The organism is Roseovarius salincola (assembly GCF_026891095.1).
GTDB classification, from domain to species: Bacteria; Pseudomonadota; Alphaproteobacteria; order Rhodobacterales; family Rhodobacteraceae; genus Roseovarius; species Roseovarius salincola.
The window spans coordinates 98,210-120,820 of record NZ_JAPTNL010000010.1; the positions used below are offsets into that span (position 1 = coordinate 98,210).

At 65.0% G+C, this 22,611-nt stretch carries 20 protein-coding genes; 12 read left to right on the plus strand and 8 right to left on the minus strand.

Annotated elements, in window-relative coordinates; all coding sequences use genetic code 11:
* Window positions 1-27: 27 nt before the first annotated feature.
* The 5 genes from N5A93_RS12245 to N5A93_RS12265 are packed head-to-tail and all read left to right on the plus strand — an operon-like array spanning window position 28 to window position 3,899.
* Window positions 28-897 carry a branched-chain amino acid ABC transporter permease gene (locus N5A93_RS12245; protein WP_268955389.1) on the plus strand — a complete coding sequence of 290 codons (870 nt, stop codon included), beginning with the start codon at window positions 28-30 and terminating at the stop codon, window positions 895-897.
* Window positions 890-1,870, plus strand: a complete 981-nt coding sequence (locus N5A93_RS12250; RefSeq protein ID WP_268955390.1) for a branched-chain amino acid ABC transporter permease — start codon at window positions 890-892, stop codon at window positions 1,868-1,870. The genes N5A93_RS12245 and N5A93_RS12250 overlap by 8 nt, the downstream gene beginning before the upstream one ends.
* On the plus strand, window positions 1,867-2,634 hold the full coding sequence (locus N5A93_RS12255; RefSeq protein ID WP_268955391.1) for an ABC transporter ATP-binding protein: 768 nt from the start codon (window positions 1,867-1,869) through the stop codon (window positions 2,632-2,634). Before N5A93_RS12250 ends, N5A93_RS12255 begins: the two co-directional genes overlap by 4 nt.
* The gene (locus N5A93_RS12260; RefSeq protein ID WP_268955392.1) at window positions 2,624-3,331 is read left to right on the plus strand and encodes an ABC transporter ATP-binding protein; all 708 of its coding nucleotides are present in this window, start codon (window positions 2,624-2,626) and stop codon (window positions 3,329-3,331) included. Before N5A93_RS12255 ends, N5A93_RS12260 begins: the two co-directional genes overlap by 11 nt.
* The gene (locus tag N5A93_RS12265; RefSeq protein WP_268955393.1) at window positions 3,282-3,899 is read left to right on the plus strand and encodes a tetratricopeptide repeat-containing protein; all 618 of its coding nucleotides are present in this window, start codon (window positions 3,282-3,284) and stop codon (window positions 3,897-3,899) included. Before N5A93_RS12260 ends, N5A93_RS12265 begins: the two co-directional genes overlap by 50 nt.
* A gap of 166 nt (window positions 3,900-4,065) precedes the next feature.
* On the opposite strand, the gene N5A93_RS12270 is transcribed toward N5A93_RS12265, so the two are convergent.
* The 4 genes from N5A93_RS12270 to N5A93_RS12285 form a co-directional block, all read right to left on the minus strand.
* Entirely contained in the window at window positions 4,066-4,557 is a 492-nt protein-coding gene (locus N5A93_RS12270) for a YHS domain-containing (seleno)protein (RefSeq protein WP_268955394.1), read from the minus strand.
* A 213-nt stretch (window positions 4,558-4,770) separates the two neighbouring features.
* A complete protein-coding gene (locus N5A93_RS12275) occupies window positions 4,771-5,253 on the minus strand; it encodes a thioesterase family protein (protein WP_268955395.1) in 483 nt (160 codons plus the stop codon).
* A 51-nt stretch (window positions 5,254-5,304) separates the two neighbouring features.
* Window positions 5,305-6,816: an Asp-tRNA(Asn)/Glu-tRNA(Gln) amidotransferase subunit GatB gene (gatB, locus tag N5A93_RS12280; protein ID WP_268955396.1), complete on the minus strand. Its 1,512-nt coding sequence runs from the start codon at window positions 6,814-6,816 to the stop codon at window positions 5,305-5,307.
* Between the two features lie 90 nt (window positions 6,817-6,906).
* A complete protein-coding gene (locus tag N5A93_RS12285) occupies window positions 6,907-8,199 on the minus strand; it encodes a hypothetical protein (RefSeq protein WP_268955397.1) in 1,293 nt (430 codons plus the stop codon).
* A 148-nt stretch (window positions 8,200-8,347) separates the two neighbouring features.
* On the opposite strand from N5A93_RS12285, the gene N5A93_RS12290 reads away from it, so the two are divergent.
* On the plus strand, window positions 8,348-9,028 hold the full coding sequence (locus N5A93_RS12290) for a transglycosylase SLT domain-containing protein (RefSeq protein ID WP_268955398.1): 681 nt from the start codon (window positions 8,348-8,350) through the stop codon (window positions 9,026-9,028).
* A 9-nt stretch (window positions 9,029-9,037) separates the two neighbouring features.
* On the opposite strand, the gene pepN is transcribed toward N5A93_RS12290, so the two are convergent.
* A complete protein-coding gene (gene pepN, locus N5A93_RS12295; RefSeq protein WP_268955399.1) occupies window positions 9,038-11,590 on the minus strand; it encodes an aminopeptidase N in 2,553 nt (850 codons plus the stop codon).
* Between the two features lie 210 nt (window positions 11,591-11,800).
* On the opposite strand from pepN, the gene N5A93_RS12300 reads away from it, so the two are divergent.
* Window positions 11,801-12,580 carry a gamma-glutamyl-gamma-aminobutyrate hydrolase family protein gene (locus N5A93_RS12300; RefSeq protein WP_268955400.1) on the plus strand — a complete coding sequence of 260 codons (780 nt, stop codon included), beginning with the start codon at window positions 11,801-11,803 and terminating at the stop codon, window positions 12,578-12,580.
* Between the two features lie 35 nt (window positions 12,581-12,615).
* Here N5A93_RS12300 and N5A93_RS12305 read toward each other — a convergent pair whose 3' ends face one another.
* The 3 genes from N5A93_RS12305 to N5A93_RS12315 form a co-directional block, all read right to left on the minus strand.
* Entirely contained in the window at window positions 12,616-14,715 is a 2,100-nt protein-coding gene (locus N5A93_RS12305; protein ID WP_268955401.1) for a Hint domain-containing protein, read from the minus strand.
* A gap of 175 nt (window positions 14,716-14,890) precedes the next feature.
* Window positions 14,891-16,084 (minus strand): kynureninase, encoded by a 1,194-nt coding sequence (gene kynU / locus N5A93_RS12310; RefSeq protein WP_268955402.1) that lies wholly within the window; start codon window positions 16,082-16,084, stop codon window positions 14,891-14,893.
* Window positions 16,081-16,221, minus strand: coding sequence for an MmcQ/YjbR family DNA-binding protein (locus tag N5A93_RS12315; RefSeq protein WP_268955403.1), 141 nt, complete (start codon window positions 16,219-16,221; stop codon window positions 16,081-16,083). The genes kynU and N5A93_RS12315 overlap by 4 nt, the downstream gene beginning before the upstream one ends.
* 68 nt (window positions 16,222-16,289) lie before the next feature.
* Between N5A93_RS12315 and N5A93_RS12320 the strand changes: the two genes are divergently transcribed.
* From N5A93_RS12320 to N5A93_RS12340, 5 genes are all read left to right on the plus strand, one after another.
* On the plus strand, window positions 16,290-17,258 hold the full coding sequence (locus N5A93_RS12320) for an MBL fold metallo-hydrolase (RefSeq protein WP_372920690.1): 969 nt from the start codon (window positions 16,290-16,292) through the stop codon (window positions 17,256-17,258).
* Between the two features lie 40 nt (window positions 17,259-17,298).
* The gene (locus N5A93_RS12325) at window positions 17,299-17,751 is read left to right on the plus strand and encodes a methyltransferase family protein (RefSeq protein WP_268955404.1); all 453 of its coding nucleotides are present in this window, start codon (window positions 17,299-17,301) and stop codon (window positions 17,749-17,751) included.
* 130 nt (window positions 17,752-17,881) lie between these two features.
* Window positions 17,882-19,456, plus strand: coding sequence for a Re/Si-specific NAD(P)(+) transhydrogenase subunit alpha (locus N5A93_RS12330; RefSeq protein ID WP_268955405.1), 1,575 nt, complete (start codon window positions 17,882-17,884; stop codon window positions 19,454-19,456).
* Window positions 19,457-19,470: 14 nt separating this feature from the next.
* Entirely contained in the window at window positions 19,471-20,955 is a 1,485-nt protein-coding gene (locus N5A93_RS12335) for an NAD(P)(+) transhydrogenase (Re/Si-specific) subunit beta (protein ID WP_268955406.1), read from the plus strand.
* Window positions 20,956-21,270: 315 nt separating this feature from the next.
* Window positions 21,271-22,551, plus strand: coding sequence for a DUF3422 family protein (locus tag N5A93_RS12340; RefSeq protein ID WP_268955408.1), 1,281 nt, complete (start codon window positions 21,271-21,273; stop codon window positions 22,549-22,551).
* Window positions 22,552-22,611 lie beyond the last annotated feature (60 nt).

Consider the following 22,611-nt stretch of genomic DNA (forward strand, 5'->3'; position numbering starts at 1 on the left):
CTCACTCGAGCAGAAGAGACAGAACCGATGCTGGACCTCCTTGCGCAGACCGGCCTGAACGCCGTCTATGCGGCGAGCTACATCTCGCTGATCGCCGTGGGCCTCGTGCTGATTTTCGGGGTGATGGGCGTGATCAACTTCGCCCATGGCGAACTTTACATGGCGGGGGCCTATACGGTCGTCCTGCTTTACACGGATCTCGCGGTGCCGTTCTTCGTGGCGGTGGCGGCGGGGCTGATCTTTGTGGGCTGCCTTGGCCTTGCGATGGAACGGGCGCTTTTCCGCCCGCTCAGGGATAATCCGCTGGGCGGGCTGGTGGCCTCGATCGGCTTTTTGATGATCCTTCAGGCGCTCGCGGTGATGGGTTTTGGCGTGCGCATGGAGCATATCCCCCCCGTCACCCAAAGCGTGATCGAGTTTTCCGACCGCGTGCGCATGCCGGTAGCGCGGCTTTACGTGATCGTCGCGGCGGTGGTGCTTTTGACGGCGCTTTGGGTGTTCCTCAAGAAGACCCGTTTCGGCTGGGCGCTGCGTGCCGCCGCGCAGGATCCCGAGGCCGCGGCACTCCAGGGCATCTCGATCAATCAGACCGCGCGGATCGCCATGTTCATCGGCGCGGGGCTGGCCGGGATCGCGGGGGCGCTGACCGCGCCCTTGGTGTCGGTCAACCCGCATATGGGCCATTCGGTGATCGTGACCGCCTTCATCGTCATCATCGTCGGCGGTGTCGGCAGCCTTGAGGGCGCGGTCGTGGCCTCGGTCGCCTATGCGATCGTGCACACATTCGTGACCACCTTCTATGACGGGGTGATCGCCGACATCGTGGGCTTGTCCCTGATGCTGCTGGTGCTGATCATCAAGCCCACCGGCCTCTTCGGGAGTGCGGATCGTGCGTAACCTTTCCATCTTCGTGCTGGGGGGCGCGGCATTGCTGGCGCTGCCTCATGGGCTCAGCTTCTCGCAGCAGGAAATCCTTGTTTTCCTGACCCTCAATATCCTGCTGGTCTCGTCCTACCGGCTGCTCACGCTGACCGGCGAATGGTCGCTGGCGCATGTGGTGATCATGGGGGTCGGGGCCTATGCCTCGGCGCTTTACACCAAGGAGCTGGGAATCTGGGTGCCGGTCTCGATCCTGCTCGGGGGGGCGACGGCGGCGCTTCTGGCGGTATTCCTGTCCTTCCCGCTGTTTCGCATGAAGGGGTTCTATTTCCTGATCGGCTCCTTTGCGGCGGGCGAGATCATCCGCCTGCTCTGGAAACGCTTCCGCGATCCTTTCGGCGGCGCCAAGGGAATCAAGGGAATCGACCCGATGCCGGATTTTTCCATCGGCATTTATGATTTCGATTTCTTCGAGCCGGTCAGCTATTACTACCTGTCGGTCGCGGTGGTGGCAGTCTGCCTCTGGATCCTGTGGCGCATCGAGCGCAGCCCCGTCGGCCTGACCTTTCATGCGGTCCACTGGCAGGACCGGCTGGCCGAGGCTTCGGGCGTGAACCTGCGTGCCTATCGCACGCTGGCCTTTTCCATCGCCAGCGGTTTTGCCGGGATCAGCGGCGCGCTGATGGCGCATTACGTGGGCACGATCAACCCCACCTCCTTTGACGTGGATCTGATGGTGTTCGTGCTGACCTGGGCGATTGTCGGGGGCACGGCCACCTTTTACGGGCCGATCCTGGGCTGCGTGGTGCTGACCGTTCTCAACGAGATCGTGCTGCGCGAGATGGGATTCGAGCAGCTGCGCCCGCTGATCTATGGCCTGATCATGATCCTTTCGATCCTGTTCCTGCCCAAGGGTCTGGAAAGCCTTGTGCAGAAACTCGCCAGCAAGCGCCCCGGAAAGGGCACCCCGGAAAGGAGCCCGGCGGAATGACCCAGTTTCTCGAAGTCGACAATCTCATCATGCGCTTTGGCGGGCTGACGGCAGTCGATGGCCTCAGCTTCAAGGTCGATCACGGCGAAATCCACGGGCTGATCGGCCCCAACGGCGCGGGCAAGACCACGACGTTCAACATGATCTCGGGGTTCTACAAGCCCAGCGGCGGGCAGGTTCGTCTGCGCGGCGAGACCATATCCGGCCTCAGGATGCACGAGGTGGCGCGCCGGGGCGTGGTGCGCACCTTCCAGCATTCGACGCTGTTCGCGGAAATGACGGTGATGGAGAACGCCCTTGTGGGCACGCATATGCCGTTTCGCCCCAATATCTTCGCCGCGGTCATCGGCTGGGACAGGGATGACCGCGAGGGCGCGAGGGCGCGTGCGCGCGAGGCGCTCGAATTCTTCGGGCTGGATCATCTGCGGGATGAGCTGGCGGGCGAGCTCAGCCATGGTCATCAGCGCGCGCTGGGCATGGCGGTGGCCTATGCCAGCCATCCCGACGTGATGCTACTGGACGAGCCCTTCACCGGGATGAACCCCGAGGAAACCCGCCGCATGATGGACCTCATGCGCCGTCTGCGCGAGGATGGCATCACCATCCTGATCGTCGAACATGACATGCAGGCGATCATGGGGCTGTGCGACGCGATCACCTGCATGAGCTTCGGCAAGTTCCTGGCCGAGGGCAACCCGGCGGAAATCCGAAACCATCCGGCAGTCATCGAAGCCTATCTGGGGGGCGCGCGCCATGTTGCTTGAGATGAGGGATGTCTCGGTCAATTACGGCAAGGTCTCGGCGGTGCGCGATATCTCGATTTCGGTGCCCGATGGGGCCATCGTCACGATCATCGGCGGCAATGGCGCGGGCAAGACCACCAGCTTGCGGGCGATGTCGGGGATGGTGCCGCTCCTGAAGGGCGAGATCCATTTCGACGGGCAGCGCATCGACGGGCTGAGCGCCGACAAGATCGTCGCGCGCGGCATCGCCCATGTTCCCGAGGGGCGGCGCATCTTTCCCGACATGACCGTCGAGGAGAACCTGCGCACCGGCGCCTTCCTGCGCCGCGACCATGACAAGGTGGCGCGCGATCTCGATGGCGTGTTCGAGCGCTTTCCACGCCTGCGCGAACGCCGCCGCCAGATGGCCAAGACCATGTCGGGGGGCGAACAGCAGATGCTGGCGATCGGGCGGGCGCTGATGTCCGCGCCGCGGCTGTTGCTGATGGACGAGCCCTCGATGGGCCTTGCGCCGGTGATCGTCGAGGAAATCGCCAGCATCATCGAGGATATCAACGCACAGGGCGTGCCGGTGGTGCTGGTCGAACAGAACGCCGAACTGGCGCTGGAACTGGCCAGCCATGCCTATGTGCTGGAAACGGGAAACATGGCACTGGAGGGCCCTGCCGATGAGCTTCATGACAACGACCATGTTCGCGCCGCGTATCTGGGGGTTTGATTTCGCCGCGCCCCGGGCGCGGGTGGCGCTTCAGGCGGGCTGGTGGCGGCGGGATCTCTTGTGGGAATCGCTGATGGAACAGGGCTGCGCGGGCTTTGCCGCCGGTGATGCGCGCGGCGCGCGGCGCGCGTTCCGGCGCGCGCGCCTGTTGTCGCTTCTGTTACCCGCTGCCGACCTGCGGCGCGCGGCCAGCGATGCGGCGCTGGGCGTCGTGTCGGGCGCGCCCCGGCGCCTTGCGCGCGCCAGCGCCGCGTTTGACCAGCGCGCCGCGCAGGCGATTGCGGCGATGCGGATCGCGCCGCGCGCGCGCAGTTCGCTTTTCCACTTGCGCATGGAGGCGCGCCACCGTGACACCTATCACGCCAACATGCGCAAGCGCCTGACGGCCATCGCTGGCGAAACCGCCCGTTCGCTGGCCGCCATGGCGGCGGGCAAGGCCCCGGCGCATCGCCTGTATAGCCGCTGGCTGGGCGAGCGCCCCAGCGTCCATGACGATACCCGCAAGATCCTGTCGGCCTGTCTGTTGATCCCTGAAACCACCGCGTTCAAGGGGCATGGGACCATGTGACCCGGCGCTCCGGCGCATCCGGTATGTCCAGCCACCGAAGCCTTGCGGGCGGACGGGTTATGCCTGCATCGTCACCGCGCATAAACAGCTGCGCAGGGCGCGTGTGCCCTGCGCCGGCGATGCGCCTGAAGCGACCCGGTTCAGCACGGCCGCCCCGGACAGACGGTCAGTTCGCCTCGAGCTGATCGGCCGGGATATCCCTGATCCCGGCCCACTTCTCGTCAGCCATCCGGATATGGGCGGAGACGTCGCTCAGCCACTTCTTCTGCGCGCCTTCGGCGGTGTTGAGATAAAGACGCTCGTCAACCACCCGGAACAGTTCGGGTTTGACGTCGAGCTTCAGGCCCATTGCCGTGCCCATGGCGCAATAGCCCCCATAGGCAGGCACATAGGCGTCCGGGTTGGCCGCAAAGGTATCGCGGTTCTCTGCCGAGGCGAAATGATAGGTGACGCCCTGGTGCTCGGCGGTGATCTCACCACTGCCTTTGACCGCGCTTTCCTGCTTGATATAGGCGACCGGATCATAGCCCTGAAGCATGACGCCGTTTTCATCGGCATTGAGGGCGTGGCCCTTGCCTGATCCTGCCTGGGCCGCTCCGGCGAGGGCCAGTCCGACCGCGGCCGCGGCGGCGAAGAGTGTGTTGCGTCGGGTAATCATGTTGCATGTCTCCTTTGATGATACATGCACAACCGTTACGCCTCATGCCCGGGCAGGCAATTCACTTCGGCTCGCTGTCGGTCACGTCCTGCGGATGAGCGCGTGATCGCCACCGCCACCCGGTTTGCGTCATCAGATGATTTGCCGCCGTGTTCATATGGGTGACGGGTGATCAGGGGGCAGGATGCGTGGCGATCCGTTCCGCCCTGTCCCTCAGCCCTTGCGCGCCATCGCGATGCGCGCGCCCACGCCCTCGGGGCGGGGCAGGCGGGCGTGCTCTGCGGCCATTGCGGCGACGCGGCCAAGGATGTCCTCGGGCATCGCCACCACGCGCGGCCCGGCAAGGTCGACATGCAGCGTCATGCCCTCGCCGGTGGCGGCCAGCCAGCCATCCTCGTGGTAAAGCTCCTGAAAGCTGTGAAAGCGCTTCTCGTCATGCGCGATCAGCCAGAAGGACGAGCGCACCCTGTCCCCGAGCTTCAATTCGCGCAGGTAGCGCACGTGGAATTCCGCCGAAAAGGTAGTGTGATTGGCCCGCGCCACGTAATCCGGGCCAAAGCCGAACCGCGCGAAAGCCTCGTCGGCGGCGCGGTCGAACAGCACGGTATAATATCCCATGTTGAGATGGTCGTTATGATCGATCCAGCCCGGTTCGATCCCGAAAAGCGAGGACATGAAAGGCGCTGTCGTCGTCATCTGGCCCCCTGCAAGGTCTCGGGCGGTGGCCGGGTCAAGGGTGAAAGCCCCTCAGCCCAGCCCCAGTTTCTGCTGGATGATCTCGTTCACCGCCTTGGGATTGGCCTTGCCGCCGGTGGCCTTCATGACCTGCCCGACGAACCAGCCCGCCAGCTTGGGATTGGCCTTGGCCTTTTCCACCTGCGCGGGGTTGTCGGCGATGATCTGGTCCACCGCGGCCTCGATCGCGCCGGTATCGGTGACCTGCTTCATGCCCTCGGTCTCGACGATCTCTTCGGGCGCGCGCCCGGATTCGATATGCTTTTCCAGCACGTCCTTGGCGATCTTGGTGGAAATCTCGTCACGCGTGACCATGCCCAGGATCGCGGCGTTCACCTCGGGCGCAGCGATCTCGCGCGGACCAAGATCGGCCTTGTTGGCGCGCCCCAGAACTTCGTTGATGACCCAGTTGGCGGTGCGCTTGCCATCGCCACTCCCCACCGATTCCTCGAAATAGGCGGCAAGGTCCACATCCGCCGTCAGCACGCTGGCGTCATATTCGGTTACGCCATAGTCGTTGATGAATCGGGCCTTCTTCTCGTCGGGCAGTTCGGGCAGGCTGTCGCGGATCGCATCGACCCAATCCTGCTCGATCTCCAGCGGCAGGAGGTCGGGATCGGGGAAATAGCGGTAATCATGCGCCTCTTCCTTGGAGCGCATCGAGCGCGTCTCGCCCTTGTCGGGGTCGTAAAGCCGGGTTTCCTGCACCACGTCGCCACCCGATTCGACGATCTGGATCTGGCGGCGCGCCTCGTATTCGATGGCCTGCTGGATGAAGCGCATCGAGTTCATGTTCTTGATCTCGCAGCGCGTGCCCAGATGGCTGAAATCCTGCGTCTCCATGTATTTCTCATAGGCGCCGGGCAGGCAGACCGACACGTTCACATCGGCGCGCAGGCTGCCGTTCTGCATGTTGCCGTCACAGGTGCCGAGATAGCGCAGGATCTGGCGCAGCTTGGTGACATAGGCGGCGGCCTCTTCGGGGCCGCGGATATCGGGGCGGCTGACGATCTCCATCAGCGCCACGCCGGTGCGGTTGAGATCGACGAATGACATCGCCGGGTCCATGTCGTGAATCGACTTGCCCGCGTCCTGCTCCACGTGGATGCGCTCGATGCGCACCTTGCGCGCGATCCCGGGCTCCATGTCCACCAGGATCTCGCCTTCGCCGACCAGCGGATGGTAAAGCTGGCTGATCTGGTAGCCCTGCGGCAGGTCGGGATAGAAGTAATTCTTGCGATCGAAAGCCGACCACAGGTTGATCTGCGCCTTGAGGCCAAGCCCCGTGCGCACGGCCTGCTCGATGCAGTATTCGTTGATCACCGGCAACATGCCCGGCATCGCCGCATCCACGAAAGAGACGTTGGAATTGGGTTCCGCCCCGAATTGCGTGGAGGCGCCCGAAAACAGCTTCGCCTTCGAGGCGACCTGGGCATGGACCTCCATGCCGATCACCAGTTCCCAGTCATGTTTCGCCCCGGCAATCACCTTGGGCTTGGGCGGCTCATATGTCAGGTCCAGCATGCGTCACTCTCCATCGGGTGGGACGCAGGCGTTCTAGGCCAAGGCAGAAGGCTGGGCAAGGGTGCGATGACGCGGCACGCCCGCCCGCGATCAAAGCGCGGGCAGGCGATACATCCCCGAGGACGAGAAGGCGATCGAGCTTCCGTCGGCGATCTCTTCGGCAAAGCGCAGCGCGATGGCGCGCAGCGCCGCCTGCCGGCCCCTGGTGACAAGCGCGCGGCGCGAGGGCAGGGCGGGCGTCAGGCCCGGCGCCATCAGCGTCTGCGACCAGACCAGCGGGTGCAGTTCCTGCAGGTACTCCGACAGGATCCAGTCCAGGCAATCATGCATCAGCGCGCGCTTCTGGTCGCAGTTTTCAGGCAGCGGCGTGGCGCGCGGGCGGTCCGGCGCCATGGTGATCGCGCAGAAGGCGGCAAGCTGGTTGGTGACATGCTGGTCGCGCTTGATCGCCAGGATATTGCGCAAGCCTTCGATGAAATACTCGGCGTCAAGGCGTTTGAGCGCGGCATCGTCCGTCGCCAGCGCATCGAGATAGACCCAGCTATAGGCGCCCGAGGCCCAGACATCGCCGGTGCGCGCGGCGGTGCGGCGCGCCTCGAGCTCCAGTTGATCGTAGCTGCCGTAATAACGCGGCAACAGGTAATGCCCCAGCGCGCGCATGTGGCGCTGGCAATCGGGATCGAGGTCGATCAGCTTTTCGTAGGCGTCCGCGACCCGGCGGTCGGGATGGGGCTGGGTCGCCAGAAGCGCGCATTTCGCCGCCGCCAGCGACGGCGCATCGAGTTCCTCGGGATCGTAGGGCGCCAGCAATTCGGCGGCGCGCTGGAAATGCGCGTCGATCCGCTCGGCGCTGTCGGGGCCAGCGGGCAAGTCGCCCTCGGTGGTGGCGATCTGCCAGGCCCAGCCGATATCGAAATGCGCCAGCGCCACGACCAGCGCCACGGCATGGCTGCTGCGGTGCTCTTCCAGCACCTCCTCCAGCGCTGCGATCCCGGCCATATCCGGGGCGACGCCGTCATGGATCGCATCCTCGGCGGCGGCCACCACATCGCTGCGCGCCCCGAAGGCCAGAAGCAGCGCGGCCGATTCTCCGCCCGGTGTCGCCAGGCGGCAGTCATCGGCATAGATCGCGCGATCCGAGAAATCCTCCCAAAGCTCCTGGCGTGCCAGTTTCAGCCCGAGGTCCTGGTGCGTTGCGCGCGCCATTTCCTCGTCGCTGACGGGAAGCGAGGGCAGGATGATCCGTTTCATCATGTCTTCGATTGCTGAATCCGGCTTGCGGCGCAGCCGGGATAGTGCCCCGCCAAGGAATCCGGCATTCGTCCCTGTATCGTTGTCGTTGGACGAGTTCTGATCCTTGATAGATTTGGAGATGAACGGCATGGACGCTCCGATTGACCTGTATTGCTGCCCCCGACACCAAACTGTCGATGCATTCCGGCGAAATCTGGGCGAGGCTTTGGTGAAGCTGGGGAATATGGAAGGCGGGGGTGGGATTGATTCATCCCGCGCAACGGGCCACACTGCCCGGATGACCCGTTTTCACGCAGTTTTCGGCCTTGTATTGCTGGGTTTGGCCGCCCCCGCCCTTGCCGAGACGGAATCCGCCGTGCCCGCCGTGGCGGCACCCGCGCGCGGCGGCGAAATTCCGCGCACAAGATGGGAGCATGTTGCAGGCTCGACTCTGTGGACCCGCTCGGCGATTTCGGCACTTGGTCAGCATGGCCGCGCGCTCGAACAGACGGTGCCGCGCGATATCGCCGACTGGTGCCCCGCCTATCCCGATTCAGGCACCAAGGGGCGGCGCGCCTTCTGGGTTGGGTTCCTGTCGGCGCTGGCCGAACATGAAAGCACCTTTCGCCCTCAGGCCGTGGGCGGTGGCGGGCGCTGGTTCGGCCTGTTGCAGATCCTGCCATCGACGGCGCGCGGCTATGGCTGCCGCGCGGGCAGTGGCGATGCGCTCAAGCACGGCCCCGACAATCTGAGCTGCGCCATCAGGATCATGGCGCGCACGGTGTCGCGCGACGGGGTCGTGTCGCGCGGAATGCGCGGCGTGGCCGCCGATTGGGGGCCGCTGCACAGCTCGGCCAAACGCGGCGCGATGATGCGCTGGACCCGCGCACAGACCTATTGCCGCCCGATGAGCGACGTGCGCCCGCGCCAGCGCCCTGCCGGGACCGGCCCCGTCGCGACCATCGCCACACAGGATTGACCGCGCGTGTCAGGCGCCGCGAATGCGGCTGACCATCTCGGTCGTGTCGCGGCTGAGGGCAGGGGTGGCAAGGATCCGGTCCAGTTCCGCGGCGACCAGCGCCTGGCGCGCCGCGTCATAGCGTTTCCATGTCTCGAAGGCCGAACACATCCGCGCGGTGGTCTGCGGATTCACCGGGTCGAGCCGGATCAGCCAGTCCGCCAGCAGCCGGTATCCCGCGCCGCCGGCATGGTGGAACCCGGCCGGATTGGCTGCCAGCGCCCCCAGCGTGGCGCGAAAGCGGTTGGGGTTCTTCATGTCGAAATCCGAATGGCGGGTCAGGCGCGCGGCGGTGTCGGCGGCCTCGGCGGGGTCGGCGTGAATGATCTGCATCATGAACCACTTGTCGATCACCAGCCGGTCATGGCGCCACTGGTCATAGAACCGCGCGACCGCGTCCTCGCCCTTGCCGGCCTGCAAGAGGCAGGAAAGCGCGGATAGCTGCTGTGTCATGTTGGTGGCGGTGTCGTACTGGCGCTGCGCCGCCGCGCCCCCGTCAAGGCGGCTGATCAGCCCGAGCGCCGCGTTGGCCAGCGCCCGCGCGCCCGATTGCTGCGCATCGGGGCGGTAGGGCGCGGTCACCTGGTATTGCGCATGAAGCCGCGCCGCCAGGTCCTGACAATGCTGCGCGCGCGCCTGGCGCAGGGTCTCCAGCGCCTCCCAGATCGCCTGCGGGTCGGGCGTGTGACCGCGCTCGTGCAGGGTCTGCGCCAGATCGTCCTGGCTGGGCAGGCCAAGCGCCAGCGCGCGAAACGCCGGGTCCAGCGCATCGTCGCGCGCCATCGCCTGCACGGCATCCAGATAGGCGGCATCGGGCGGCGCGCCCGCGACGATCATCTCGCAAAGCCCTTCGCGCGCCAGCGCGCGCCCGGCCTCCCATTTGTTGAACGGGTCCGTATCATGGGCCAGCAGAAAGGCGCGCTCGCGATTGCCGGTCTCGCGCTCAAGGATCACCGGCGCCGAGAAATCCCGCAGGATCGACGGCACGGGTTCGGCGGCCAACCCGCTGAAGGTAAAGCTCTGGCGCGCCTCGGTCATCTCCAGCACCGTGGTCGCCACCACCTCGTCGCCATTGGGGCCAAGCAGGCCGACGGCAATCGGGATCACCTGCGGCAGCTTCGTGTTCTGCCCTGGTGTGGGCGGCGTTGTCTGTTCAAAATCAAGTGTATAGACATCGTCTTTGAAGTTTTGCGTGACCTTCAGGCGCGGCGTGCCCGCCTGCGAATACCAGCGTTTGAACTGGCTCAGATCGCGTCCCGTGACCTCTTCGAACACGGCCAGCCAATCCTCGATCGTGCAGGCCTGCCCGTCATGGCGGTCAAAATAAAGATCCAGCGCGCGGGCGTAATCCGCATCCCCCACAAGCCGCTTGAGCATCCCGATCACCTCGGCGCCCTTTTCATAGACGGTGGCGGTATAGAAGTTGTTGATCTCTACGAAACTCTCGGGGCGCACCGGATGGGCCAGCGGGCCGTTATCCTCGCGGAACTGACGGGCGCGCAGTGCGATCACGTCCGAGATCCGCTTGACCGGCGCGCTGCGCATGTCGGCGGTGAACTCGGCATCGCGGAAAACCGTCAGCCCCTCCTTGAGGCAAAGCTGGAACCAGTCGCGGCAGGTGATCCGGTTGCCGGTCCAGTTGTGGAAATACTCATGCGCGATGATCGCCTCGATGCGCTCGAAATTGGCGTCGGTGCTGGTCTCGGGACTGGCCAGAACGCAGGAGGAATTGAAAATGTTCAATCCCTTGTTTTCCATTGCACCCATATTGAAGTCGTCCACGGCGACAATGTTGAAAATGTCCAGATCGTATTCGCGCCCATAGACCTCTTCGTCCCAGGTCATCGACTTCTTGAGCGCCTCCATCGCAAAGGCGCATTTGTCCTCGTCGCCGGGGCGCACCCAGATATTGAGCGCCACCTCGCGCCCCGAACGGGTTGTGAAACGTCCCGGATGATCCACCAGATCGCCTGCCACCAGCGCGAACAGATAGGCGGGCTTGGGCCAGGGATCATGCCATTCGGCAAAACCTTCGCCCGTCGCCACCGGGTTGCCGTTCGACAGCATCACCGGCATGTCGCCCTCGATGCGCACGCTGAACACAGCCATCACGTCGGGGCGGTCGGGGTAATAAGTGATCTTGCGAAACCCCTCGGCCTCGCATTGGGTGCAATACATCCCCGAGGACATGTAGAGCCCCTCGAGCGCGGTATTGCCGGCCGGGGCGATCTCGACCTCGGCCTCCCATGTGAAGGGCGCATCCGGCACCTCGCAGGTCAGCCCGCCCTCGACCATACCGGGTGTGACCGGCGCACCGTCGATACGTGAAGAAATCAGCTTAAGCGCCTCGCCATGCAGGAAAAACGCTCGATCATCCGTGTCCGGGTTGGGGCGGAACGCGATCCGGCTCAGCACCCGCGTGCGCTCCGGGTCCAGCCGAAAGGTCAGCTCCACCGTGTCCACCAGATAGGCGGGGGGCGTGTAATCCGACAGGTGGATCGTCTGGGGCGCGGCATCTTTCATCGCGGGCGTCTCCATATGCTGGGCGATACGGCGCGAAGGTAGGCCGATGCGCGCCGCTCTGCAACGCGATCACACCCGCATATTGTGCCGGGCGCCCGCCAAACAGGCATCTTGCGACCCTGCATGTGCGCGCGGGCGCTTGTGCGCCAATCGGCGTTTGCCTATCTTCCCTGGCGCGGTAGACATGGATGGAACAACAGCAGGACCCTCATGACCAAGCGCCCCGTCATCGGCATCATCTCCAATCGCTATCTTCTGCATGAGAACTACCCGGCCCATGCCGGCGGGATCATGAACTCCGAGGCGGTCGCCTCTGTCGCGGGCTGCATGCCGCTGCTTGTGCCCACCGATCCGCGTTTCGTCAGCGTCGATGAGTTGCTCGACACCTGCGACGGTTTCCTGCTCACGGGGGGGCGTCCCAATGTCCACCCCGAGGAATATGGCGAAGCGGCGACCGAGGCGCATGGCGCCTTTGACCGCGCCCGCGATGCGATCACCCTGCCGCTGGTGCGCGCCTGCATCGAGCGGGGTCAGCCGATTCTGGGGATCTGCCGGGGCTTTCAGGAAGTGAACGTTGCGCTCGGCGGCTCGCTCCATCCCGAAATCCGCGACTTGCCGGGGCGCGACAATCACCGGATGCCCCCGGATGGCACGCTCGAGGAAAAATTCGCCCTGCGCCATGTGGTCAAATTCACGCCGGGGGGCGTTTTCCACCGGCTGATGGGCGCCGAGGAGGTCATGACCAACACCCTGCACGGGCAGGGGGTCGTCAGGCCCGGCCACAGGATCGCCATCGACGGTCACGCGCCGGATGGCACGCCCGAGGCGCTTTATGTCGAAGGTGCCAAGGGCTTTGCGCTGGCGGTGCAGTGGCACCCGGAATACAACGCCGCCAACGATCCCGTCAGCCGCCCGCTCTTTACCAGCTTCGGCGAGGCGACGCGCGCCTGGGCCGCGGGGCGCGGCCAACCGGCGCTGCGCTCGGCCTGAGCGCGCCGATTCGGGCGCGCGGCACGTGCTGCCTTTCAGCCCGCTGCGGCACAGACCTTACCGGATGCGGGCGCGCGCAACTGCGTGTCCGGCCTAAGCAACCGCGCCTCATGCGCGCGCAGGCTCTGGCGTGCGGTGTCGCCATAGGCGCTGACATCGGCGCGCAGTTCGGGAAAGACCGCGAACATCTCTTCGCGCGCCTGATCGGAAATGGCGCTGAGGCCCATTTCGCCCGCGTGAAAGCTCTCGGTCGCCGCTCCTTCGGCATAGATCACCTCGTGACGGTCCAGCATCAGATGCAGATAGGTGACCGCCGGGCATTCCCGGATGCACACATCCACGCCATCGACCAGATGTTTCGCCGCCACCAGCACTTCGGAGGTCCCGAACAACAGCTCCGCCTTGTAGCCCGTGAACAAAAGCCGGTGTTGCGGCGACACCAGCAAGTCGCGCTGCGCCCCGTCCAGGACCGAAGCCGCCAGCGATACCGGCGCCCTCTTGCCGTCTCCGGCCACCGTGCTGCGCCCGATCCAGCGCACCGGCTGCAAGCCGCTGTCGCGCGTGACCACCATGTCGCCGGGGGTCAGCGTTTCCACCGCACGCTCGCCATGTTCGGTCAGGATGCGCGTGCCGGGGGTGAAACAGATGATGTTCTCGATCTCCGAGAACGTGACCACCGTTCCATCGGCCATGGTAAAGCTGCCTGAAAGGCCGCCATCATTGTCATCGGTATTGCTGAAGGTGATGTCGCCGGGCGTCACGTCGGCGTTCAGTTGCAGCGTGTCGCCATTGGTCTCGCCGCTCTCGCCGCCGACAATGGTGATCGTGCTGCTGCCCGCTTCGCCCAGATCATCCAGGATGAACAGGTCGTCGCCCGCGCCGCCATAGGCGATATCGCCCTCGGCCACTTGAAACACGTCGTCGCCCAGCCCGCCATACAGCGTATCCGCGCCAGTGCCGCCGATCAGCGTGTCATTGCCGTCGCCGCCCTCGATCAGATCGTTGCCCGCGCCGCCATCCAGCACGTCGTCCCCGTCACCGGGCAGCGGCACCTTGAAATCGGTGTCGAGCCGTTCAGCCGCAAGCGAGCCGTCGTCGGCCACTACCGCTGTCAGTTCCACGGATTCGATGGGCTTGGCCGCCATCGCGTCGGAATCCGCGTTCGACGCCAGTTCGGGCGCCCAGTACACCTCGCCATCGCTGGTCTGAAAGACCACGGCGGTGATCGCGGCGGTGGTGCCGTCGTTATAGGTGATGAGCGCGTCATAGACCTGGACCGAGTCGATGGTCTTGGCGACGCCGCCGATGGTGATGGTCTCGGGGGTTGTGCCGTTGTCGTTGTCGTCGACATTGCCCGACCCGTTGGGGTCCGTCGTGACCACGTCGGTCAGGGCGTTGTAAAGTGGCTCGCCCGCCGATCCGTAGGTGCCGAACAGGTCAACGGCGTTCTCGCTGACGCCGTTGGTCTCGTCGGGGTCGATATCTGCATAGCTGCCAAGGCTGACCACCTGGAAGGCATTGCCCAGCGTTTCGGTGCCGCCGGTGCCGGTGAACTCGCTCGGGTCATTTCCGCCGTAAAGCGTGTCGTTGCCCTCGCCCCCCAGCAGGCTGTCATTGCCGCTGCCGCCGATCAGAAGGTCGTCCGCCGCGCCGCCATCCAGCGTATCGTTGCCCGCCTCGCCAAAGACCGTGTCATTGCCGAGCCCTGCCAGAACGCTGTCATTGCCGTCACCGGCGCTGATCGTGTCCTCGTTGCCGTCCGGACCGCTGCCGTCGCCGCCATCGACCACGTCGCCGTCGGCATCGGTGTAGCTGTCGTCGATGATGTCGTCGCCGGCGGTTCCGTCCACGGGATCGGCCGGCACGGTATAGGCTGGCGCGGTTTCGGCGCTGGCCGACGTGATCGTGTCCACCGGGCCGAAATCGGGCACGAAATAGACATTGCCGTCCGTTCCCAGCTCGTATTGGCCCGGCTCGGAGGTGTTGGCGAAGGTCTGCCCGTTCCACGTCCCCGACCAGACCCAACTGCCGGTGCCGATCACGCTGTCGGTGGTGAAGGTGATCAGCGGTCCGACGATCGAGTCGCCCGAATCAAGCGAACGGTCGCCCAGTTGCACAAGATAACCCTGTGGCATTGCCCTTTACTCCTGCCCGTGGGCCCTTTTTCGGACCCTTATTGATCACGTCTCGGCGTCCTCGGGTTGGAACCTCGCAGGGCGCGTCGCGCGATTGTCTCCAAATTGGATACGGACTGTCTGCGGCAGCTTTTTGGACGAATTCAGGCAAATTGTGGCTGTCGCCGCTAACCTGTCAGGTCACGGCAGAGCGGGCGTGATAGACGGGATCGTCCCAGAGCCGCTTTTGCATGACCTCGGCGATCACCGCCGCCGCGCGGTCGATGTCACCGGCGTCGATGTAAAGCGGGGTGATGCCGAAACGCATGATGTCGGGCGCGCGGAAATCGCCGATCACGCCGCGCGCGATACAGGCCTGCATCGCCGCGTAACCTTGCGCAAAGCGGAACGACACCTGACTGCCGCGCGCCTCAGGGTCGCGCGGCGAGGCCAGTTCCAGCATCGGGCAGCTTTCCTCTACAGACGCGATGAACCGCTCCGATAGCGCCTGAGCGCGTGTCCTCAGCGCGGCCATGTCGACGCCATCCCAGATATCCAGCGCCGAATCGAGCGCCGCCATCGCCAGCACCGGCGGCGTGCCCACCCGCATCCGCGCCAGCCCTTCGCCCGCGCGGTAGACCTGCTCGAAATCGAACGGCGCGGCATGGCCCAGCCAGCCCGACAGGGCAGGGCGGGCGTGATCCGCATGGCGCGGGGCGACATAGATGAAGGCGGGCGCACCGGGGCCGCCATTGAGGAACTTGTAGGTGCAGCCCACCGCGAAATCCGCGCCGACCCCGGCCAGATCGACCGGCACCGCCCCCGCGCTATGCGCCAGATCCCAGATCGTCAGCGCGCCCGCATCATGGGCGCGCGCGGTCAGCGCCGCCATGTCATGCATCCGCCCGGTGCGGTAATCGACCTCGGTCAAGAGCGTCACCGCCACATCCGGCGTGATCGCTCCGGCGACCTCCTCGGGTGCGACCACCCGCAATTCATAGCCCCGGTCCAGCGCTCCGATCAGCCCCTCGGCCATGTATAGGTCGCTCGGGAAATTGCCGCTGTCGCTCAGGATCACCCGGCGCTCGGGGCGCATCTCCAGCGCGGCGGCCAGCGCCTGGTAGACCTTGATCGACAAGGTATCACCCAGCATCACATGCCCCGGTTCCGCCCCGATCAGCCGCGCGATACGGTCGCCCAGCTCGGCAGGCTGCGCCATCCAACCGGCCTTGTTCCAGCCGGTGATCAGCATCTCGCCCCATTCGTCGCGCATGGCGCGCTCCATGCGTGCGCCCGCCGCCCTCGGCAGCGGCCCCAGCGAATTGCCGTCCAGATAGATCACCCCCTCGGGCAGGTGGAACATCGCCTTCGTGGCCGCGAAATCCGTCATGTCGTCTCTCCGATATCCAGTTCGGCGCGCGCCTTGCGGGTCAGCCGCGCCAGCGCCATGTCATATGACTCGCGGATATGATCCGCCAGCGCCGAGTCCCGCAAGCCCGGATCGTCATGACCCCGGATGCGGCTCATGCCGCGCCCCCTAGACATTCACGAAGGCGAATGCGTAACATCGCGCCAGCCATTCAGGGAGGAAACATATGAAACCGATTCACGCCGCCGCCGCGGCCCTCGCGCTCGCCCTTTCGCCCGCGCTCGCCATGCCCGCGCTGGCCTCCGAGGACATTGCCGACCAATACCCGCAATCCGAACTCTATTCCAAACCGGTCGAATTCATCCCGCATGTCTTTTCGGCTATCGGCGCCACCGCGCCACCCACCTACGAAAATTCCGGCCATAACAACAATCTGAGCTTCGTCGTCACCGGCGACGGGGTGCTGGTGGTCAATGGCGGCGCCTCCTACCGCCTTGCCAAGGCGCTCCATGACGAGATCAAGACCGTCACCGACCAGCCGGTGAAGCTGGTCGTGAACGAGAACGGCCAGGGCCATGCCTTCCTTGGGAATTCCTACTGGGCCGAGCAGGGTGTCGATATCCTCGCCCATGTCGATGCCATCCACGAGATCGAGGAAGAAGGCGATTTCGTCCTGCAGGGCATGCAGGGATACAACCAGGACAAGGCCGAGGGCAGTTCGGTCGTCGTGCCCAATCTCAGCTTCGAGGATTCGACCACGATCGAGATGGGCGATGTCACCTTCGAGGTGCTGCATCTCGGCCCCGCCCACGGTCCGGGCGACACCCAGGTCTGGATTCCGCAATGGAGCGTCGTGATCGCGGGCGACATCGCCTTTCACGAACGTATGCCGCCGATCTTTCCGGGAAGCTGCACAAGCTGCTGGATCGAGACCTTTGACGGCCCGTTCACCGATCTGGGCGCAACTTACGTGATTCCCGGCCACGGCCATCCCACCAACATGGCGCAGGTCACGCGCTACACCTCGGATTACCTCAAGGATCTGCGCGCCAAGATCGGCGAGCATCTGGACAATGGCGGCAATCTGGCCGACGCCTATTATGTCGATCAGTCGGAATGGGAACATCTCGACACGTTCGAGGAACTGGCCACCAAGAATGCGGGCCGTGTGTTCGAGGAAATGGAGTGGGAATGAAGCGGATCACTGATCTGGCGCGCCTGGGTGGCCTGAGCTGATGGGCAAATGGGTCGACCTGCCGCCGGTCTGGCTTTCGGGGTTTCTCGCCTTGGCGTGGGCGCAGTCGGTGTATTATCCGGCGGGGCTTGGCTTTGGCGGGGCATGGGCGGATTTCGCGGGCGGCTTGCTGATCGGGGGCGGGGTGCTTCTGATGGCGCTCGCGTTCTTTGAATTCCGCCGCCACCGCACCACGCTAATGCCCCATGAAACGCCTGAACGCCTTGTGCAAAGCGGGATTTTCGGGCGCACGCGCAACCCGATCTATGTGGGGGATGTTCTGCTGCTGTTGGGGTTCATCCTGCGATGGGATGCGGTCCTGTCGCTGCCGCTTTTGCCGGTCTTCGTCTGGGTGATCGAAAAGCGCTTCATCGAACCCGAGGAAGACCGGATGCGCCGCAAATTCCGCATGGATTTCGCACGCTATTGCGAAAAGACACGGCGCTGGATTTGACCGGATGCGACATTCCTTGCATCGAAACCGATAAAAAAATGTGGAATAACCGGCCGTGACACTGTTTAAAGCCGGATGAAACGCCGCTCCGCAACAGGAGCGCAGACATGCAAGAACGGGGGAGACGACCTTGAAGATCGGAACACCAAAGGAAGTGATGGAAGGCGAGGCGCGTGTCGCCATGACGCCCGAATCCGCGCTTCAGCTCCAGAAGCTGGGTTACGAATGCGCCATCGAGGCCGGCGCGGGCAAGGCCGCGGGCTTTGCCGATGCCGCCTACAAGGAAGCCGGCGTCGAGGTGATCAAATCCGCCGCCGCGCTCTACAAGGCCGTCGATATCGTCGCCAAGGTGCGCCCGCCCAACGACACCGAGGCCAAGCGCCTGCGCAAGGGGCAGTTGCTGATCTCGTTCTTCTGGCCCGCCCAGAACGAAGACCAGATGCAGCAGCTTGCCGAGAAAGGCACATCCGTCATCGCGATGGACATGGTGCCCCGCATCAGCCGCGCGCAGAAGATGGACGCGCTGAGCTCGATGGCCAATATCGCCGGGTATCGCGCGGTGATCGAGGCGGGCAACAATTTCGGCCGCTTCTTCACCGGCCAGGTGACGGCGGCGGGCAAGGTGCCCCCGGCAAAGGTGCTGATCGTGGGCGCGGGTGTCGCGGGTCTTGCCGCCATCGGCACCTCGACCAGCCTCGGTGCGATCACCTATGCGTTCGACGTGCGCCCCGAAGTGGCCGAACAGGTCGAATCGATGGGCGCGGAATTCGTCTATCTGGATTTCGACGAGGAAACCCAGGACGGCGCCGCCACCGGCGGCTACGCCGCGCCCTCCAGCCCCGAATTCCGCGAGGCGCAGCTTGCCAAGTTCCGCGAACTGGCGCCCGAGATCGACATCGTCATCACCACCGCCCTCATCCCCAACCGCGAAGCGCCGGAACTGTGGACCGAGGACATGGTGAAATCGATGAAGCGCGGCAGCGTGATCGTCGATCTTGCCGCCGAGAAGGGCGGCAATTGCAAGCTCACGGTGATGGACGACAAGATCGTCACCGATAACGGCGTCACGATCATCGGCTATACCGACTTCCCGTCGCGCATGGCGACCCAGTCGAGCACGCTTTACGCCACCAACGTGCGCCACATGATGACCGACCTCACCCCCGAAAAGGACGGTCAGGTCGTGCATGACATGGAAGACGACGTGATCCGCGGCGCCACCGTGGCGCATGACGGCGACGTGACTTTCCCGCCGCCGCCCCCCAAGGTGGCCGCCATCGCCGCGCAACCCAAGAAGGAAGCGCCCCCTGAACTGACCCCCGAGGAGAAACGCGCCCAGGAAATCGCCGCCTTCAAGCAGCAGACCAAGAACCAGGTCACGCTTCTGGCGGCGGGTGCGGTGCTGGTGCTGGGGGTGGGGCTCATCGCGCCTGCCAGCTTCATGCAGCACTTCATCGTCTTCGTGCTGGCGGTCTTCGTCGGCTTCCAGGTGATCTGGGGCGTCTCGCACAGCCTGCACACACCGCTGATGGCGATCACCAACGCGATTTCCTCGATCATCATTCTCGGGGCGCTGATGCAGATCGGCTCAAGCTCGTTCCTCATCACGCTTCTGGCCGCCTTGTCGGTCTTCATGGCCGCGATCAATATCTTCGGCGGCTTCCTCGTGACACGGCGCATGCTCGCCATGTTCCAGAAATCCTAAGGAGGTAGGCGACAATGGACTACGGATTCACCATTGCGGCCTACGTGGTCGCGGCTGTTCTTTTCATCCTCAGCCTTGGCGGGCTTTCGGGACAGGAAAGCGCGAAACGCGCCGTCTGGTACGGCATCGTGGGCATGGCGATCGCGATCGTCGCGACCCTGATCGGACCGGGGCAGGGGCTGTGGCTGCTGTCGCTGATCCTGATCGCGGGCGGGGGCGCGATCGGCTACCAGCTGGCCACGCGGGTGCAGATGACCCAGATGCCCGAACTGGTGGCGATCATGCACAGCCTCGTGGGGCTTGCGGCGGTGTTCGTGGGCTTCAACGCCCATATCGAACTTGGCCGTGTCGCGGCCCAGTTCATCGGCGAGGGCCATGCCTTCCCGCGCCTCGATGTCAGCACACCCGAGGCCGCGGCCTATGCCAAGACCTTCTCGGGCTTCGCCGCCATCGTGGCCAAGAAGACCGCCGTCGAGGTGGGTATTCTCAAGGTCGAGCTGGTGCTGGGGATCTGGATCGGGGCCGTGACCTTTACCGGCTCGGTGATCGCCTATGGCAAACTGGCCGGCAAGGTCGACTCCGCGGCCAAGAAGCTGCCGGGCGGTCATGCGCTCAACGCCGGCGCCATGGGCCTGTCGCTGCTCTTTGCGGCGATGTATCTGGGCGGTGCGGGCACCTGGACACTGGTCCTGCTGACGCTGCTGGCCTTCTTCATCGGCTATCACCTGATCAAGGGGATCGGCGGCGCCGACATGCCCGTCGTCGTGTCGATGCTCAACAGCTACTCGGGCTGGGCGGCGGCGGCGATCGGCTTCAGCCTCGGTAACGATCTGCTGATCGTCGTGGGCGCGCTGGTCGGCTCTTCGGGCGCGATCCTGAGCTATATCATGTGCAAGGCGATGAACCGGCATTTCGTCAGCGTGATCCTTGGCGGCTTCGGCGGCGCAAGCGGCCCCGCGGCCGAGGTCGAGGGCGAGCAGGTCGCCATCGAGGCCGACGGCGTCGCGCAGGCCCTCAACGAGGCCGACAGCGTCGTCATCGTGCCGGGCTACGGCATGGCGGTGGCGCAGGCGCAGCAGGCGGTCAGCGAACTGACCCAGAAGCTGCGCGCCAAGGGCAAGAAGGTGCGTTTCGCGATCCACCCGGTCGCGGGCCGCCTGCCGGGCCACATGAACGTGCTTCTGGCCGAGGCCAAGGTGCCCTATGACATCGTGCTGGAGATGGACGAGATCAACGAGGATTTCCCGGATACGGATGTGGTCATCGTGATCGGCTCGAACGACATCGTGAACCCCGCCGCGCAGGACGATCCCAATTCGCCCATCGCCGGGATGCCGGTGCTCGAAGTGTGGAAGGCCAAGCAGGTCTTCGTCTCCAAGCGCGGTCAGGGCACGGGCTATTCGGGTATCGAGAACCCGCTGTTCTACAAGGACAACACGCGGATGTTCTATGGCGACGCCAAGGACAGCGTCTCGAGCCTGCTGCCCAAGATCGACTGATCCTTTCTGGGGGGCTGCCGCCCCTTGCGGACCGACCAGAGGGGCGCTCTTTCGGGGGCGCCCCTTTTGCTTTGGCCTGTACGCCCGCGTCAGGGGCGGCGCCGGGGGGCCAGCCCCCCGGACCCCCCGAGGTATTTGAAGCCAGATGAAGGGGCGGGCCGGGGAGACGGGCCGGAGAGTTGGGCGGCGATGCCCATCTCCTGTGCGGTATACAAAGGTACGCCGGTAAATACCTGGTTTGGCGGGAAAAACCGGTTTTCCAATGCGGCCCGAGCCGCTAGGTTGCACCCCAACCTGCCCCAACGAGTGCCCCCCATGCCGCCGATCGAAGATCATCCGCTGCGCTATCGCCTTGCCAATGAGCTGCATGCGCGCCCTTTCCCGACGATGCGCGCGCCCTCGACGGCAGCCTATCTGGCGGTCAAGCGGGCGGAAGGGGCCGCCGCGCGGGACCGCGATGCCGACATGGAGCATCTGATCGCGCTTCTGGACCGGCACGGTGCGCCCCATCCCCAGCCGGGAGCGACGCATTATTTCGGGCGTATCGGGCGCCATACGCTCAAATGGGAAAGCCATACCGAGTTCGTCACCTACACCGCCTTTACCGACGGGCTGAGCGCGCGCCCCTTCGATCCGCGCGATTTCGAGGTCTTTCCCGATGACTGGCTGGAAACTGCGCCGGGCGTGCGGATGACCTCGGCGCTGATCCGCATCAGCCCCTGGAAGGACAAGGACACCACCCGCAAGGAGGTCGCCGAATGGTTCGTCGCCGAAAGCGTTGCGGTGGCGCGCGTGCTCGATGATGCCGCCGTGGTGGCGGGGGATTTCCGCATCGATCCGGCGGGGCATCTGCGCTTTTCGGTCACCGTCGGGCCGGATACCGGCGAGCGCCGGATTGGCCGGGTGGTGCAGCGCCTGTGCGAGATCGAGACCTACAAGGCGATCTCGATGCTGGGATTCTCGCGCGCCCGCGACATGAGCCCGCGCATGGGCGAGCTTGACGCCGAACTCAGCCGCATGATCGGCGACATGACCGGCGCCACCGCCAGCGCCGAGGAGACGCTCACGAAGCTTCTGTCGATCTCGGCCGAGCTTGAGGGGATGGTCGCGCAATCCTCGTTCCGCTTCGGCGCGACCGAGGCCTACAAGAACATCGTCGAGCAGCGCATCCAAGTTCTGCGCGAGCAGCGTTTCGAGGGCCGCCAGACATTCTCGGAATTCATGATGCGCCGCTACGATCCGGCGATGCGCACGGTCATTTCCAGCCAGGACCGGCTCAATGCGATGGCCGACAGGGCCATGCGTGCGGGCGAATTGCTGCGCACGCGGGTCGATGTGGAACGCAGCGCGCAGAACCAGTCGCTGCTGGAAAGCATGGACCGGCGCGCCGACATGCAGCTGCGCCTGCAAAAGACGGTCGAAGGCCTCAGCGTGGTCGCGATCAGCTATTACGCCGTGTCCCTGGCGGGGTATCTGCTTTATCCGCTGGCGGTGCCTCTCGGCCTCAGCAAGGGGATGCTGATGGCGCTGGCGACGCCGCCGGTGGTGGCTGCCGTCTGGTGGATGGTGCGGCGCATCCGAAAGCGGATGGACTGAGCGCGAAGCCGACATCGCCTCTGGCCAAGCCCCGCCGCCTGCGGTATCTGCCCAGACGCA

Excerpts from the sequence above, each read along its gene's own strand:
- N5A93_RS12245 (WP_268955389.1), top strand. The coding sequence starts at position 28 with ATGCTGGACCTCCTTGCGCAGACCGGCCTGAACGCCGTCTATGCGGCG.
- N5A93_RS12255 (WP_268955391.1), top strand. The coding sequence starts at position 1,867 with ATGACCCAGTTTCTCGAAGTCGACAATCTCATCATGCGCTTTGGCGGG.
- N5A93_RS12260 (WP_268955392.1), top strand. The coding sequence starts at position 2,624 with ATGTTGCTTGAGATGAGGGATGTCTCGGTCAATTACGGCAAGGTCTCG.
- N5A93_RS12265 (WP_268955393.1), top strand. The coding sequence starts at position 3,282 with ATGAGCTTCATGACAACGACCATGTTCGCGCCGCGTATCTGGGGGTTT.
- N5A93_RS12270 (WP_268955394.1), bottom strand. The coding sequence starts at position 4,557 with ATGATTACCCGACGCAACACACTCTTCGCCGCCGCGGCCGCGGTCGGA.
- N5A93_RS12275 (WP_268955395.1), bottom strand. The coding sequence starts at position 5,253 with ATGACGACGACAGCGCCTTTCATGTCCTCGCTTTTCGGGATCGAACCG.
- gatB (WP_268955396.1), bottom strand. The coding sequence starts at position 6,816 with ATGCTGGACCTGACATATGAGCCGCCCAAGCCCAAGGTGATTGCCGGG.
- N5A93_RS12285 (WP_268955397.1), bottom strand. The coding sequence starts at position 8,199 with ATGCCGTTCATCTCCAAATCTATCAAGGATCAGAACTCGTCCAACGAC.
- N5A93_RS12290 (WP_268955398.1), top strand. The coding sequence starts at position 8,348 with ATGACCCGTTTTCACGCAGTTTTCGGCCTTGTATTGCTGGGTTTGGCC.
- pepN (WP_268955399.1), bottom strand. The coding sequence starts at position 11,590 with ATGAAAGATGCCGCGCCCCAGACGATCCACCTGTCGGATTACACGCCC.
- N5A93_RS12300 (WP_268955400.1), top strand. The coding sequence starts at position 11,801 with ATGACCAAGCGCCCCGTCATCGGCATCATCTCCAATCGCTATCTTCTG.
- N5A93_RS12305 (WP_268955401.1), bottom strand. The coding sequence starts at position 14,715 with ATGCCACAGGGTTATCTTGTGCAACTGGGCGACCGTTCGCTTGATTCG.
- kynU (WP_268955402.1), bottom strand. The coding sequence starts at position 16,084 with ATGACGGATTTCGCGGCCACGAAGGCGATGTTCCACCTGCCCGAGGGG.
- N5A93_RS12315 (WP_268955403.1), bottom strand. The coding sequence starts at position 16,221 with ATGAGCCGCATCCGGGGTCATGACGATCCGGGCTTGCGGGACTCGGCG.
- N5A93_RS12320 (WP_372920690.1), top strand. The coding sequence starts at position 16,290 with ATGAAACCGATTCACGCCGCCGCCGCGGCCCTCGCGCTCGCCCTTTCG.
- N5A93_RS12325 (WP_268955404.1), top strand. The coding sequence starts at position 17,299 with ATGGGCAAATGGGTCGACCTGCCGCCGGTCTGGCTTTCGGGGTTTCTC.
- N5A93_RS12335 (WP_268955406.1), top strand. The coding sequence starts at position 19,471 with ATGGACTACGGATTCACCATTGCGGCCTACGTGGTCGCGGCTGTTCTT.
- N5A93_RS12340 (WP_268955408.1), top strand. The coding sequence starts at position 21,271 with ATGCCGCCGATCGAAGATCATCCGCTGCGCTATCGCCTTGCCAATGAG.